Here is a 13308-nt window from a genome sequence, read left to right as displayed (position 1 = left end):
TGACGCTGGTCGGGAAGCTGCCCGGCACGTGGGCGGCGCTGGCCGACGGTCGGCTGGACTGGCCGCGGGCGCGGGCGATCGCGCACGAGCTCGGATGGAAGGCCCGGTCCACCGATCCGCTGGTGCTCGCGGAGGTGGAGGCCGCGGTGCTGCCGACGGCGATGGAGCTGTCGATCCGGCAGCTGACCGCGGCGGTGCGGCGGGAGCTGACCGCCCGGGATGCCGCCGCGGCCGAGGTGCGCCGGCGGGATGCGGAGGCGGCCGCGGACGTGACCGTCCGCCCGACCGGGGACGGGATGGCCGAGCTGGTGGCGCGGATGCCGCAGCCGCTCGCCGCCGCGGTGCGGGACACCCTCACCGCTCATGCGCGGGCGGTGAAGGCCGCCGGTGACGACCGCCCCCTCGGCGTGCTCCGCGTCGGTGCACTCGCCGACCTGACCCTGCGCCCCTGGGACGACACCCGCGACCCGGTGACCGCGCAACTGACCGTCACCACACCCATGGACGCGCTGGCTCCCATGCCACCGGCGGTGGCACGGCCGGGGTCGGTACCCGCACCGACCGCGGTGATAGGTGGCGAGCCGATCACCGCCGCCCACGTCCGGGAGCTGCTGATCCAGTTGGATGCGGTCTGTCCCGGCGGGCTGCAGGCTCCGACCGGGGGCAGTCTGACGGTGGCGATCACCGACCCGGACGGCACCCTGCGGGCGACCGCGTCCCGGCGGGAACTGGAGAGCATCGCCCGCCGCGGCTGCCCCACCCACGACCAGCCCCCCGGCCGGAGACGCCGCCGACGACGGCAACCCCACGAGGGGCAAGACACGGCCGGTGCCGCCCGCGACTGCCCGGTGCTGGACCGGCCACCACCGATCGACCGCTACCAACCCACCCCCGCGCAGCGGCGGTGGGTGCAGACCCGCGACCGCACCTGCCGGCATCCCGGCTGCTCGAACCGGGCCGGCTGGGCCGACCTGGACCACGTGGAGGCCTACGCCTGCGGTGGACCGACCGCCTGCCAGAACCTGTGCTGCCTGTGCCGCCGCCACCACCGGCTCAAGACCCACGCCCGTGGCTGGCGCTATGTCATGACTCCCAACGGGGTGCTGACCGTGACCACCCCCAGCGGCGTCACCCGCACCACCCGACCACCCGGCAGCTCACCCGACGGCCCCGACCCAGCCGACCGACGCCCACCCGACCGGCGCGCAACCCGACTGCCCGTCAGCGGCGCCCGGGTGCTCACCACACCACCGGGACCCCCGCCACCAGCACCGGACTCCGCCGACGACCCACCGCCCTTCTGAACGCCAGCTCGGCGACCGCCCCCGCTCGTCGGGGCGGTCGGGGTCACGTCCGCGGACGCCAGTCCGGTCGTGGGCTGCCGAGGAACCTCGCCGCGGTCGTCCACGGCGGCGAGCCCGGCGGCGCCACGACCGTCACGTCCCCGTCCGCCGAGGGCAGGGACAGGAGGTAGGGCGCCGGATCGATCGGTCCGGCCGCAGCGAGGGCCGCCGGACGGGGTGCGTTCAGCAGCCAGTGCGCCGTCCGGGCGAGGGAGAGGTCGGCATGCCACCCACCGCCCTCCACCCGCTGCCGCGCCAGCGCACCCAGGACGGCGGCCGCGGCGAGGTGGCCGGTCGCATGGTCGAGCGCCTGGGCCGGCAGCGCCCCCGGCTCCGACACCGAGCCACAACAGACCGCGATCCCGGTCGCGGCCTGTACCAGCGAGTCGAACCCCCGCCGATCCCCCCACGGCCCGACCGAGCCCCACGCGGAGATCTGGACGACCACCAGCTGCGGATGCCGCTCGCCGAGCGCCGCTGCGTCGAGCCCGAACCGGGCGAGCGCCCCGGGCCGGTACCCGGACACGACGACGTCGGCGGCAGCCAGCAGCTCCTCGACCGTCCGGCGGTCGGCCGGGGAGGCCAGGTCGAGCACGACGTGCTGCTTGCCCGGCCCGGTGTCGACCAGCTGCGCGGGGTCTTCGGCGAGCCGGGGACCGTCCACGCGGAGCACGTCGGCCCCGTGCGAGGCGAGGGTGCGGGTCGCGACGGGCCCGGCGATGACGCGGGTCAGGTCGAGGACCCGCCGGCCGTCGAGGACCCGCAGCCCGGACGGTACGGCCCGTCCTGGCGGCCCGTCGGCGACCCGGCGGAGGTCCACCAGCGGCCGGTCGGCGACGGCCCGCCCGGGCGCTGAGGCGGTCCAGTTCGAGGCGGGGCGCACGGCGGCCGCGGCTCCCCCCGCCGCCACGACCGCCGACTCCAGCTCGACCGCCGCCCACCGGGCCGCCGAAGGGCCGACGTCCTCCCCGAGCACCCGAACCGCCGCCGCACGGTGGTGCGGGTAGTTGGCGTGCAGCCGCAGCCAGCCGTCAGCGGTCGGCCAGAACCGGGACAGCGGATGGAACCCCACCCCCGTGGGCCGGCCGCCCACCCGTGCGTACCGCTCGCTGCGGAAGGACAGCCCGACGTGCGCGGCGTCCACCTCGACCGGATCCGCGTCGGCCCGTGCCCGCCGCCCGGCGGGGGAGCGCGTCTCACCGGGGCGACGCGTCCCGGCAAGCAGACCCGTCCCGGCCAGCAGCCGCGCCGCGGCCAGTTGAGCCGCCACGGCGCCCACGGCCAGGTCCGGAACCGGGAGGACGCCGTCCAGACCGGTCGTCCCGCGCACCCGCACCGTGGGGACCGCTCCCAGCCCGAGCAGCCCCCACACCTCGGCGAGCAGGCCGGTGCCGGTCACGGCCGGATCGTAGGCATCCTCCGCGGCCGGATCAGGGCTCGCGGGCGCCCAGTGCCAGCGTGAGCTCCAGCACGCACTGCGGATCGTCAAGCCGGTTGCCGAACAGCTCCCGCAGCTGCCCCATGCGGTACCGCACCGTCTGCGGGTGCACGAACAGCTCGCTGGCCACCTTCTCCCGCCGGCCGTGGTGCAGCAGCCAGGAGCGCAGCGTCTCCACCAGCTTCTCCCGCGGCCCGGGCCCGAGGCCGTCGAGTGGGGCCAGCACCTGGGACCGCAGATCGGCCAGCGCCTCGCCGTCCGCCCGGAGCACGAGGTCGGCCAGCCGGACCTCGGTGTCGACGGCCGCGTCGCCCTCGGGTGCGAGTCCCAACTGGACCGCCCGCAGCGCCCGCGAGTAGGACGACCGGGCCTCCTGCCAGGGCCGGGGCGGGCCGACCACGGCCGACCGCCCGCTGAGCGCCCGCAGCAGTGCCGCCCGGCCGAAGCCCTCGGCGTCGGGCACGAGCAGCACGGAGCGCTCGGTCGACGGCTCGGCTCCCGGCAGGTCCTCTCCCGCCTGCAGGGTGCGCGCGTCGAGCACGGCCAGGGCCCCTCGTGCCCAGGGCTCGGGCAGCAGGACGGCGGTGAGGGTGCGCGGCGGCGTCCAGTCGGCGCGCTCGGCCGCGGCGACCAGGTCGTAGGCGGGCCCCCCGGTGAGCACGAGCCCGGCCAGGCGCTCCAGGTGCCGGCGGCGCACCAGTCCGCTGGTGGCCAGCTGCTCGCTGTGGCCGGCGACGCTGGCAGCCGACAGCTGGTCGATGTAGGCGAACACCAGCTCGGCGAACCGCGCCAGCGACTCCACGGCCATGCCGGCCCCCACCGCCGTCGCGCTCATGTGCCGCCACGCCACCCGCGCGCCCACGCGGTAGGCCCCCAGCAGCGCGTCCATCGGCCGCCCGGCCCGCGCCTCGCCCCGCCCCAGGGCGTAGGCGCCCTCGAGGGCGGGGGCGATCGGCCGGCTGGCATCGGCGCCACCGGTGGCGGTCGCGAGCTCGAGGAAGCCCCCCAGCGCCAGCCGGACGGCGTTCTCGATGGCCCGGCCCATGTCGCCCCGGAACGCCTCCGTGTAGCTGGGCACCTCGACGACGATCGCGGCCACGGTGCGCTCGGCCACCGCTGGGAGCTCGGCGTGCATGGCGGCCGCGACCTCCGGCGTGAAGGTGTTCTGCTCCGGCGTCATCGGCGTCCCCTTTGTTCGGTGGGAACAGTATCCGGGCTGACGTTCACGTCGAGAGTGCAGGTAGTTACGCGCGAGGCTGGGAACCATCAAGTCATGACCGCGACCGTCCCGCGCCCTTCCCCGGCCCGGCAGCCGCTCACCGCACTGCGGGACCGGGCGCTGCGCCTGGCCGAACTCGTCACCACGCCACTGCTGCCCGCCGACTACCTCGACATGGTCAACCCGCTGCGGGCGGGCACCGACCTGCGCGGGCGGGTCGAGGCCGTGCACCCCGAGACCCGGGACGCCGCCACCCTCGTGATCCGGCCCGGCGCTGACTGGCGGCCGCACGTGCCCGGCCAGTGGATCCGCGTCGGCGTCGACGTCGACGGCGTCCGCCAGTGGCGGGCCTACTCGCTGACCTCCGACCGGACGCGCACCGACGGCTGCATCAGCATCACCGTCAAGGCGATGCCCGGCGGGAAGGTCAGCAACCAGCTGGTGCACCGCACGGCGCCGGGCACCCTGGTGCACCTGGACCAGGCGGCCGGGGAGTTCGTGCTCCCGACGCCGGCCCCGGCCAAGGCGCTGTTCGTCACCGCGGGCTCGGGCATCACCCCGGTCATGGGCATCCTGCGCAACCACCCCGAGCTCTCCGACGTCGTCCTCGTGCACTCCGCACCCACGGCGGACGACGTCGTGTTCGGCGCGGAGCTGCGCGACCTCGCCGCCGCGGGCCGGATCCGGCTGGTCGAGCAGCACACCGACACCGCCGGTCAGCTCGACCCGGCGGCGCTGGCGGCGCTCGTGCCCGACCTCACCGAGCGCGCGGCCTGGGCCTGCGGCCCGGTGGGCATGCTGGAGGCGCTGGAGGAGTACTGGACGTCGGCGGGCCTGGCCGACCGGCTGGTCACCGAGCGCTTCCGGCCCACGGTCGTCGTGGCCGGCGAGGGCGGGACCGTCTCCTTCAGCCGCACCGGGACGACGCTCGAGGCCGACGGCGCGACGCCGATCCTCGACGCCGCCGAGGAGGCCGGCGTGCTGATGCCCAGCGGGTGCCGCATGGGCATCTGCTTCGGGTGCGTCCTGCCGCTGCGCGAGGGCGCGGTCCGCGACCTGCGCAACGGCGAGGTCACCACCGCCGCCCCCGGGGACGGCGTCCTCATCCAGACCTGCGTGAGCGCCGCCGCCGGCGCCTGCGACATCGACCACTGACCCCGCTGACCCGCGACCCCGCCGAGGAGCCCACCACGTGACCGTGCTGCAGAAGAAGTCCGACAACCCGATCGCCCACCTCACCGCCGGCGACGTCGAGCTGCTCGGCAAGCAGCTGGACGAGATCCGCCAGGAGGTCATCGACACCCGGGGCGAGGCCGACGCCGCCTACATCCGGAAGGTCATCGACGTCCACCGCAAGATCGAGCTGGGCAGCCGCGCCGTCCTGCTCGCCTCCGGGTTCCCGCCGGCGTGGATCCTCGGCACGGTCGGGCTCTCGGTCGCCAAGATCCTCGAGAACATGGAGATCGGGCACAACATCCTGCACGGCCAGTGGGACTGGATGCGTGACCCGAAGATCCACTCCACGACGTGGGAGTGGGACATGGCCAGCCCCGCCGAGCAGTGGAAGCACTCGCACAACGAGTTGCACCACACGTACACGAACGTGATCGGCAAGGACAACGACCTGGGCTACGGCATCATGCGGGTCGACGAGGACCAGCCGTGGCAGCCCTTCCACCTGGGCCAGCCGCTGTGGAGCTTCATCAACGCGTGCTTCTTCGAGTACGGCATCGCCGCCTATGACCTGGAGCTGGGCGCGGTCATCGCCAAGAAGCAGACCGGCGACCCGGAGTTCCGGGCGCGCGGCAAGGCGGTGCTGCGCAAGATCGGCAAGCAGGTGCTCAAGGACTACGTCGTCCACCCGCTGCTGTCCGGCCCGAACGCCGCCGCGACCCTGACGGCGAACTTCACCGCCAACGTGGTGCGCAACCTGTGGTCGAACTCGGTGATCCTCTGCGGTCACTTCCCCGAGGGCGTCGAGACCTTCGAGAAGCGCTCCATCGACGGCGAGACCCGCGGCGAGTGGTACCTGCGGCAGATGCTCGGCTCGGCCAACATCTCCGGGTCCAAGGCCATGCACCTCATGACCGGCAACCTGTCGCACCAGATCGAGCACCACCTGTTCCCGGACCTGCCGAGCAACCGGTACGCCGAGATCGCCCCGAAGATCCGGGCCCTCTTCGACACCTACGGGCTGAACTACCACGCGGCACCGCTGCCCCAGCAGGTCGCCTCGGCCTGGCACAAGATCTTCCGGCTGTCGCTCCCCAACGGGTGGCTGGAGCAGACGACGGTCAGGAACCTGCCGCGCCAGCTGGTGAAGCTCTACAAGATGACCACCGGCGGGCCGAAGGTCCGCCGCGCGCTGCAGCGCCAGGCCGCGGCCGCCTGACGCACCATCCCCCGCCCGACGGTGCCCCGGTGCAGCTGCCCGACGTGCTCGCTGCCTTCGACGAGCAGATGCGCCGGCGCCCGGTGGCCGGTGTCGGCGAGCGCGCGGAGGTGGGGGAGCGGCTGACCCGCCTGGTCGGCACGCAGAGCGCCTGGACGACGGTGGTCTGGAGCGACCTGAGCGAGGCGGACGCCGACCGGGTCATCGCGGCGGAGGTGGCCCGGTCGGAAGGCCCGCTGGAGTGGAAGCTGTACTCCCACGATCGGCCCGCCGACCTGCCGGACCGCCTGCGGGCCGCCGGTCTGCGCCCGGAACCGGCGGAGACGGTGATGGTGGCCGACCTCGCTGACCTCCAGCTGCCGGTCCCCACTCCCGGGGGCGTGCGCCTGACGACGGTCGAGGACGACGCCGGCGTCGAGGCGATGACCGACGTCCACCGGGGCGCCTTCGGCACGGTCCACGCGGGCAGCGGGACGGCGGTACGCGCGGCCCTGCAGCTGCACCCCCGGCCGATCGAGGCGGTCGTGGCGTGGGCCGGCGACGTGCCCGTGTCAGCGGGCCGCGTGGAGTTCCACGAGGGGACCGGCTTCGCGAGTCTCTGGGGCGGCGGCACGCTGCCCGCGTGGCGGGGGCGTGGTGTCTTCCGCGCCCTGGTGGGTCACCGCGCCGTCCTGGCCCGGGACCGGGGCTTCCGCTGGCTCCAGGTGGACGCCCTGCCGGCGAGCCGGCCGATCCTGCAGCGCATGGGCTTCCACCCGGTCGCCGAGACCACTCCCTGGGTGCGCGAACCGCGTTCCCGCTGAGCACTGCGGCCGGAGCGCACCCGGTCCGCGTGGCGTCAGTTGGCCATGTCCACGAAGCGGCTGTAGTGGCCCTGGAAGGCGACCGTGACGTTCGCGGTGGGGCCGTTGCGGTGCTTGACCAGCATGATGTCGGCCTCGCCGGCCCGCGGACTCTCCTTCTCGTACATGTCCTCGCGGTGGATCATCATCACCATGTCGGCGTCCTGCTCGATCGAGCCGGACTCGCGGAGGTCGGACAGCATCGGCTTCTTGTCCTGACGCTGCTCCGAGCCACGGTTGAGCTGCGACATCGCGATCACCGGGAGCTCGAGCTCCTTGGCCAGCAGCTTGAGCGCACGGGAGAACTCCGAGACCTCCTGCTGGCGGCTCTCGACCTTCTTGCCCGACGTCATCAGCTGGAGGTAGTCGATGACGATGAGCTTGAGGTCGTTGCGCTGCTTGAGCCGCCGCGCCTTGGCCCGGATCTCCATCATGGTCATGTTGGGGGAGTCGTCGATGTAGAGCGGGGCATCGGCGATCTCGCCCATCCGGCGGGCCAGCTTCGACCAGTCCTCGTCCGACAGCGAGCCGGCGCGCATGTGGTGCAACGGCACCTTCGCCTCCGCCGACAGCAGACGCATGGTGATCTCGTGCTTGCTCATCTCCAGGGAGAAGATCGCGGCGGGCAGGTGGTTCTTCACCGACGCCGATCGCGCGATGTCCAGGCCGAGGGTGCTCTTGCCCACGCCGGGCCGGGCCGCGATGACGACCATCTGACCGGCCTGCAGACCGTTGGTGAGCTCGTCGAGGTCGCGGATGCCCGTGGGCACGCCACGGGCGGTGCCGCCCCGGGAGGCGATGGCGTCCAGCTCGTCCATCGTCGGCTGGAGGATGTCCTCGAGCCGCGAGTAGTCCTCGCTCATCCGCTTCTCGGTGACGTCGTAGATCTCCTGCTGGGCACGGTCGACGATGTCGTCGACGTCGCCCTTGCCGCCCGCGGCGCCGTAGCCCAGCTGGACCACGCGGGTGCCGGCCTCGACCAGCCGGCGGAGCACCGCCTGCTCGGCCACGATCGCGGCGTAGTACCCGGCGTTGGCCGCCGTCGGCGTCGACTGGATGAGCGTGTGCAGGTAGACCGCGCCGCCCATCTTGGACAGCTGGTCGGTGCGGTTGAGCTCCGCTGCGACGGTGATCGCGTCGGCCGGCTCACCGCGGCCGTAGAGGTCGAGGACGCAGTCGAAGATCACCTGGTGCGCGGGGCGGTAGAAGTCGGGCCCGTGCAGGACCTCGACGACGTCGGCGATCGCGTCCTTGCTCAGGAGCATGCCGCCGAGCACCGACTGCTCCGCAGCGACGTCCTGGGGCGGCTGCCGGTCGTAGGCCGGCGCCGTCGGGGACGGCCGGCTGAAGTCGTCGGCCAACGCCACGGTTGTTCCTCCATCCACTCACCGGCGCACCCGCGCACAGGCCCCGGCCGTCGGCCGGGGCCTGGTGGGGGAAGCACCAGAACGGTGTACACCTGACTCGAACAAGCGTTCGGGTCATTGCTACCCCGGGGTCCTGACAGTTCCCGCCGGCGGTGAGCTGAGGAGGACGTTAGGAACCACGGACGAGCGAGTCCAGGACCGGTGTGCACGCCGTTCTGCACAACTTGTGGACAAGTCGGTGGACACAGACGTGTCGACATGTGGAGACAGCGGGGGACGACGCGGGCCGTCCTCCCGTATCCCGCCGCTGACCTGCACGGAGACCACCCACGGGGTGTGGACGGGAGAAATCCCGGAGAAATCGAGATGTCGTCACCGGCGTGTCGCGCAGCCGGGCCCACGGGTCCCAGCGGTCACACGTCCACAGCTCGTCCCCATCGCGTCGAGGAGCGGGCCGCGGGGCGCGGTGCGGCGCCCCTCGATGCGACGACCGGCGCACCGGCCGAGCCCCGGAGACGCCGCGAGGGGCGCCGGACCGCGGTCCGACGCCCCTCGTGGGCGATGACCCTGCCCGTGGGGCAGGGGTGCTCGCTCAGCCGGCGACGACTTCGATCGCCAGCGGGGTGCTGACCTCGGGGTGCACCCGCACGGTGACGGTGTGCTGGCCCGTGGTCTTGATGCTGCTGGGCAGCTCCACCCGGCGACGGTCCAGCTCGGGACCACCGGCGGCGGTCACGGCGTTCACGACGTCGGCGGTGGTGACCCGGCCGAACAGGCGGCCGCCCGCACCGGTACGGGCCGGCACGCGGACCGTGAGGCCCGCCAGGCGGCCGGCCACGGTCTGCGCCTCCTCGAGCGAGCGCACCTCCCGGGCAGACCGCGCCCGACGCAGCGACTCGACCTGCTTCTCGGCCCCGCGGGTGGCGACGATGGCCAGCCCGCGCGGCAGGAGGTAGTTGCGGGCGTACCCGCCCTTGACCTCCACGGTGTCACCGGAGGACCCGAGACCGGTGACCTCCTGCGTCAGGATCAGCTTCGTGGTGCTCATGGTCAGCGCGCCGTGGAGGTGTAGGGCAGCAGGGCCATCTCGCGGCTGTTCTTCACGGCCACGGCGACGTCACGCTGGTGCTGGCTGCAGTTGCCGCTCACGCGGCGGGCACGGATCTTGCCGCGGTCGGAGATGAACTTCCGCAGCAGGGTCGTGTCCTTGTAGTCGACGTAGGTCGCCTTGTCCTTGCAGAACTGGCAGACCTTCTTCTTGGGCTTGCGAATGGGGGGCTTGGCCACCGGGGTCTCCAGGAACGAGAGGTTTTCGTGAGTCAGAACGACAGTCGGCCCCTCTGCAGGGTCCCGCGCCGAGCGTCAGCGAGGCGTGGGGGCAGAGGGGTCCTCTTAGAAGGGCGGTTCGTCCGAGGGCGGGGCCGGGGTCGACCACGGGTCGCTGGACCCGCCGCCACCTCCGCCTCCGCCACCGAAGCCGCCACCGCCGCCGCCGCCGAAGCCGCCGCCACCCTCACCGCGGCTGGCCTTGGTGACCTTCGCGGTGGCGTAGCGCAGCGACGGGCCGACCTCGTCGACCTCGAGCTCGACGACGGTGCGCTTCTCGCCTTCCTTGGTCTCGAACGACCGCTGCTTGAGCCGGCCGGAGACGATCACGCGCGAGCCGCGGGTGAGCGACTCGGCGACGTTCTCCGCTGCCTGCCGCCACACGTTGCAGCGCAGGAACAGCGCCTCGCCGTCCTTCCACTCCTGCGACTGGCGGTCGAACGTCCGCGGCGTCGAGGCGACGGTGAAGTTGGCGACCGCGGCACCGGACGGGGTGAACCGCAGCTCCGGGTCCGACGTCAGGTTGCCGATGACGGTGATGACGGTCTCGCCGGCCATGGTCAGTGGGCCTCGGGGCGCATCAGCTTCGTGCGGAGCACCGACTCGTTCAGGTTGAGCTGACGGTCGAGCTCGGAGACCGCGGCGGGCTCGGCATCGATGTCGATGACGGCGTAGATGCCCTCGGCCTGCTTGTTGATCTCGTAGGCCATGCGGCGCCGGCCCCAGATGTCGACCTTGCCGACCTGGCCACCGGAGCTGGTGATGACGGTCAGGAACCGATCGAGCGAGGGCGCGATGGTGCGCTCTTCGAGATCGGGGTCGAGGATGACCATCAGTTCGTAGTGACGCACGGAGAACCCCACCTCCTCTGGTCTCAGCGGCCGCAGCGGATCTGCGGCAGGAGGGTCGTACACGCGTCGCGCGTCCCCTCCGGTGAGGTCACCGATGGAACGCGCACCGCCCAGGCTACCAGCGGCGGGGACCCACCCGTCCCGCCGTCCACAGGCCCGGCCCCCTGACGGGGCGCAGGGGGTCCTTCTAGGGTCGGCGGCCATGAGCCACCCGATCGGCGTCCACGTCGGACCCGGCCTGACCGAGGACAACGAGCTCGACGCCGGCGGCCCGCTGGCCCGCGCCGCCGAGATGGACGCCGACGGCGTCCAGGTGTTCCTCGCCGACCCGCAGGGCTGGACGGCGCCCCGGCCCCGGCCCGACGCCGCGGACCTGCTGGCCGGCGACGTCCTGGTGGTCGTGCACGCCCCGTACGTCCTCAACGTGGCGACGACGAACAACCGCATCCGCATCCCCAGCCGCAAGCTGCTGGACAAGCACGCCCAGGCCGCCGCGGCCATCGGCGCGGTCGGGCTGGTGGTGCACGGCGGCCACGTGCTGGCCCAGGACGACCCGGCCGCCGGGGTCGACAACTGGCGCAAGACCTTCGCCCGGCAGGCCGAGACCGGCGGCTTCGCCGTCCCCCTGCTGATCGAGAACACCGCGGGAGGCGGCAACGCCATGGCCCGCGACCTGGACGCGCTGGCCCGCCTGTGGGAGGCGGTGGGCGAGTTCGGCGCCGGCTTCGTGCTGGACACCTGCCACGCGTGGGCCGCCGGCTGGGACCTCGACACGGTGGTGGACGACGTCCGGGCGGTCACCGGCCGGATCGACCTGGTGCACCTGAACAACAGCCGTGACCCCGCCGGGTCCAGCCGCGACCGGCACGCACCCCTCACCGACGGCGAGATCCCCAGCGACCTGCTGGTCTCGGTGGCCCGTGCCGCGGACTGCCCCGTCGTGCTGGAGACCCCCGGTGACGCCGCCGCCCACGCCGAGGAGGTCAGCTGGCTGCGTGCCGCCCTGGGCTGACCAGCGGGCGCCCGGACCTCCCCGGGACCGCCCGGGGGGACACCCGGCGGGCGTCAGGGGCGTGGTCGAGCACCCCTCCGGCGGGGTCGTCGACGCCGGGCCAGCCGGCGCGGACGACGTCCTCGTCCGGCCGCCACACGTCACGCACCACCAGCGCCATGAGGACGACGACGGCGGCGTCCCGGACCGTCACGGCGAGGAAGAACCACTCGACCTCGACGCCCCGGTTCTGCGTGCCCAGGTACCAGAGCATCCGCGGCACCCACAGCAGCGCCTCGGTGGCCTGCCAGAGCAGCAGCGACCGCCACTGCGGCCTGGCCAGCACCGCCAGCGGCAGCAGCCACAGCGAGAACTGCGGGCTCCACACCTTGTTGACCAGGAGGAACCCGGCCAGGAGCAGGAACGCCACCTGGGCGACGCGGGGGCGTACCGGCGCGGCCAGGGTCAGCCACGTCACGGCGGCCGCCAGCGCGAGCACGCACCCCGCCACCACCGCGTTGAGCAGCACGGGCGCCTGCCCCTCGGCCAGCGGTCCGCCGAACCACCGCCCCTCGGAGACGGTGATCGCGATGTTCCAGATCGTGTCCGGGTCGGCGGGACGCTCGCTGTTGAGCCGGAAGAAGCGCGACCAGTTCTCCGGCGCCAGGACGGCGACCGGCACGTTGACGCCCGCCCACGCCAGGACGGCGCAGGCAGCGGTGCGCACCCAGACCCGCAGCCGCCCCGCCCGCAGGCACAGCAGGAACAGCGCGGCCAGCAGCACCACCGGGTAGAGCTTGGCCGCCACCCCCAGGCCCAGCAGCACCCCGGCCAGCGCCGGCCGCCGCCGGGCCCAGGCCCACAGCCCGAGGCTGGCCAGCGCGACGGCGAGCAGGTCCCAGTTGGTGAAGGCGTGCACGAACAAGAGCGGGGACAGCCCCACCATGGCCGCGTCCCACGGCCGCCGCCCCGACGTCCCGAGGACGGCGCGGGTGACCAGCAGCGCGCACAGCGACAGCAGCAGGCAGGTGACGGCGTAGTAGGCCTGCACCCCCGGGACGTCGGGCAGCAGCCCCACCGCGCCGGACAGGCCGCCGTAGACCCGGGCGATCGCCGCGGCGGCGGCCATGAACGCACCGGTCAGCACCGGGTACTCGACGGCGGACCCGAGGTAGGGCAGCTCCCCGCGATCCAGGCCGTGCAGCGCGTACAGCGGGACGGCGTCGGAGTAGCAGAGGTGGGTGTACTGCACCGAGCCGGCCCAGTTCCCGTTCGAGCAGGGCGCCTGCTTGACCCAGGCCAGCGCCAGGACCGCCGTGGAGAACAGCAGGCAGACGCGCAGCGGCGTCCAGAACAGGGCCCGGCCGGTGACCGCGTGCCGGCCCCACGGCCCCCCGACGGCCTCGCTGGCCTGCTCGGCGACGGGGTCGGTCCAGGTCGGCACGACCCGGTCCGGGGTGCGGGGGGACGCCGGAGACACCGAGGGCCCGCCCGCCGGCTGGTCAGCCGGATCGGACGGGCCCGTCGGGGTCGATCTCA

13 protein-coding genes are annotated in these 13308 nt (G+C 73.7%); 5 read left to right on the top strand and 8 right to left on the bottom strand.

Going from position 1 to position 13308, the window contains the following annotated elements; all coding sequences use genetic code 11:
• Nucleotides 1–1304 (top strand): HNH endonuclease signature motif containing protein (locus GCU56_RS20365; RefSeq protein ID WP_163483708.1); only part of this gene is annotated, 1304 nt, incomplete at its 5' end.
• A gap of 43 nt (nt 1305–1347) precedes the next feature.
• Here the strand turns inward: GCU56_RS20365 and GCU56_RS20360 are convergent.
• Nucleotides 1348–2742, bottom strand: coding sequence for a CoA transferase (locus GCU56_RS20360; protein WP_204332534.1), 1395 nt, complete (start codon nt 2740–2742; stop codon nt 1348–1350).
• A gap of 31 nt (nt 2743–2773) precedes the next feature.
• Nucleotides 2774–3961, bottom strand: coding sequence for a PucR family transcriptional regulator (locus GCU56_RS20355; protein ID WP_163483707.1), 1188 nt, complete (start codon nt 3959–3961; stop codon nt 2774–2776).
• Between the two features lie 93 nt (nt 3962–4054).
• Between GCU56_RS20355 and GCU56_RS20350 the strand changes: the two genes are divergently transcribed.
• The 3 genes from GCU56_RS20350 to GCU56_RS20340 are packed head-to-tail and all read left to right on the top strand — an operon-like array spanning nt 4055 to nt 7195.
• Complete coding sequence (locus GCU56_RS20350) at nt 4055–5155, top strand: ferredoxin reductase (protein WP_163483705.1); 1101 nt, start codon at nt 4055–4057, stop codon at nt 5153–5155.
• A 37-nt stretch (nt 5156–5192) separates the two neighbouring features.
• Nucleotides 5193–6392: a fatty acid desaturase gene (locus tag GCU56_RS20345; RefSeq protein ID WP_163483703.1), complete on the top strand. Its 1200-nt coding sequence runs from the start codon at nt 5193–5195 to the stop codon at nt 6390–6392.
• Nucleotides 6393–6421: 29 nt separating this feature from the next.
• Nucleotides 6422–7195 carry a GNAT family N-acetyltransferase gene (locus tag GCU56_RS20340; RefSeq protein ID WP_204332533.1) on the top strand — a complete coding sequence of 258 codons (774 nt, stop codon included), beginning with the start codon at nt 6422–6424 and terminating at the stop codon, nt 7193–7195.
• A gap of 35 nt (nt 7196–7230) precedes the next feature.
• On the opposite strand, the gene dnaB is transcribed toward GCU56_RS20340, so the two are convergent.
• The 5 genes from dnaB to rpsF form a co-directional block, all read right to left on the bottom strand.
• Nucleotides 7231–8601 carry a replicative DNA helicase gene (dnaB, locus tag GCU56_RS20335; protein WP_163483701.1) on the bottom strand — a complete coding sequence of 457 codons (1371 nt, stop codon included), beginning with the start codon at nt 8599–8601 and terminating at the stop codon, nt 7231–7233.
• Nucleotides 8602–9193: 592 nt separating this feature from the next.
• Nucleotides 9194–9649 carry a 50S ribosomal protein L9 gene (gene rplI, locus GCU56_RS20330; RefSeq protein WP_163483699.1) on the bottom strand — a complete coding sequence of 152 codons (456 nt, stop codon included), beginning with the start codon at nt 9647–9649 and terminating at the stop codon, nt 9194–9196.
• A 2-nt stretch (nt 9650–9651) separates the two neighbouring features.
• The gene (gene rpsR, locus GCU56_RS20325; RefSeq protein WP_163483697.1) at nt 9652–9888 is read right to left on the bottom strand and encodes a 30S ribosomal protein S18; all 237 of its coding nucleotides are present in this window, start codon (nt 9886–9888) and stop codon (nt 9652–9654) included.
• A gap of 105 nt (nt 9889–9993) precedes the next feature.
• A complete protein-coding gene (locus GCU56_RS20320; protein ID WP_163483695.1) occupies nt 9994–10485 on the bottom strand; it encodes a single-stranded DNA-binding protein in 492 nt (163 codons plus the stop codon).
• Nucleotides 10486–10487: 2 nt separating this feature from the next.
• Nucleotides 10488–10778, bottom strand: a complete 291-nt coding sequence (gene rpsF / locus GCU56_RS20315; protein WP_163483693.1) for a 30S ribosomal protein S6 — start codon at nt 10776–10778, stop codon at nt 10488–10490.
• A gap of 202 nt (nt 10779–10980) precedes the next feature.
• Here rpsF and GCU56_RS20310 point away from each other — a divergent pair, with 202 nt between their 5' ends.
• On the top strand, nt 10981–11790 hold the full coding sequence (locus GCU56_RS20310) for a deoxyribonuclease IV (RefSeq protein ID WP_163483691.1): 810 nt from the start codon (nt 10981–10983) through the stop codon (nt 11788–11790).
• On the opposite strand, the gene GCU56_RS20305 is transcribed toward GCU56_RS20310, so the two are convergent.
• Nucleotides 11762–13213, bottom strand: a complete 1452-nt coding sequence (locus GCU56_RS20305; RefSeq protein ID WP_345771972.1) for a glycosyltransferase family 87 protein — start codon at nt 13211–13213, stop codon at nt 11762–11764. The two genes, GCU56_RS20310 and GCU56_RS20305, sit on opposite strands and share 29 nt — an antisense overlap.
• Nucleotides 13214–13308: the final 95 nt, after the last annotated feature.

Source organism: Geodermatophilus sabuli, assembly GCF_010686765.1.
Lineage (GTDB): Bacteria > Actinomycetota > Actinomycetes > Mycobacteriales > Geodermatophilaceae > Geodermatophilus > Geodermatophilus sabuli_A.
Note: the sequence above shows the minus strand (reverse complement) of the source record. Positions and strands in the feature narration are given on the sequence as shown.

Bases quoted from the DNA above. Each gene is read 5' to 3' on its own strand.
- rplI (WP_163483699.1), bottom strand. From the start codon at position 9,649: ATGAGCACCACGAAGCTGATCCTGACGCAGGAGGTCACCGGTCTCGGG.
- GCU56_RS20355 (WP_163483707.1), bottom strand. From the start codon at position 3,961: ATGACGCCGGAGCAGAACACCTTCACGCCGGAGGTCGCGGCCGCCATG.
- GCU56_RS20310 (WP_163483691.1), top strand. From the start codon at position 10,981: ATGAGCCACCCGATCGGCGTCCACGTCGGACCCGGCCTGACCGAGGAC.
- GCU56_RS20350 (WP_163483705.1), top strand. From the start codon at position 4,055: ATGACCGCGACCGTCCCGCGCCCTTCCCCGGCCCGGCAGCCGCTCACC.
- GCU56_RS20320 (WP_163483695.1), bottom strand. From the start codon at position 10,485: ATGGCCGGCGAGACCGTCATCACCGTCATCGGCAACCTGACGTCGGAC.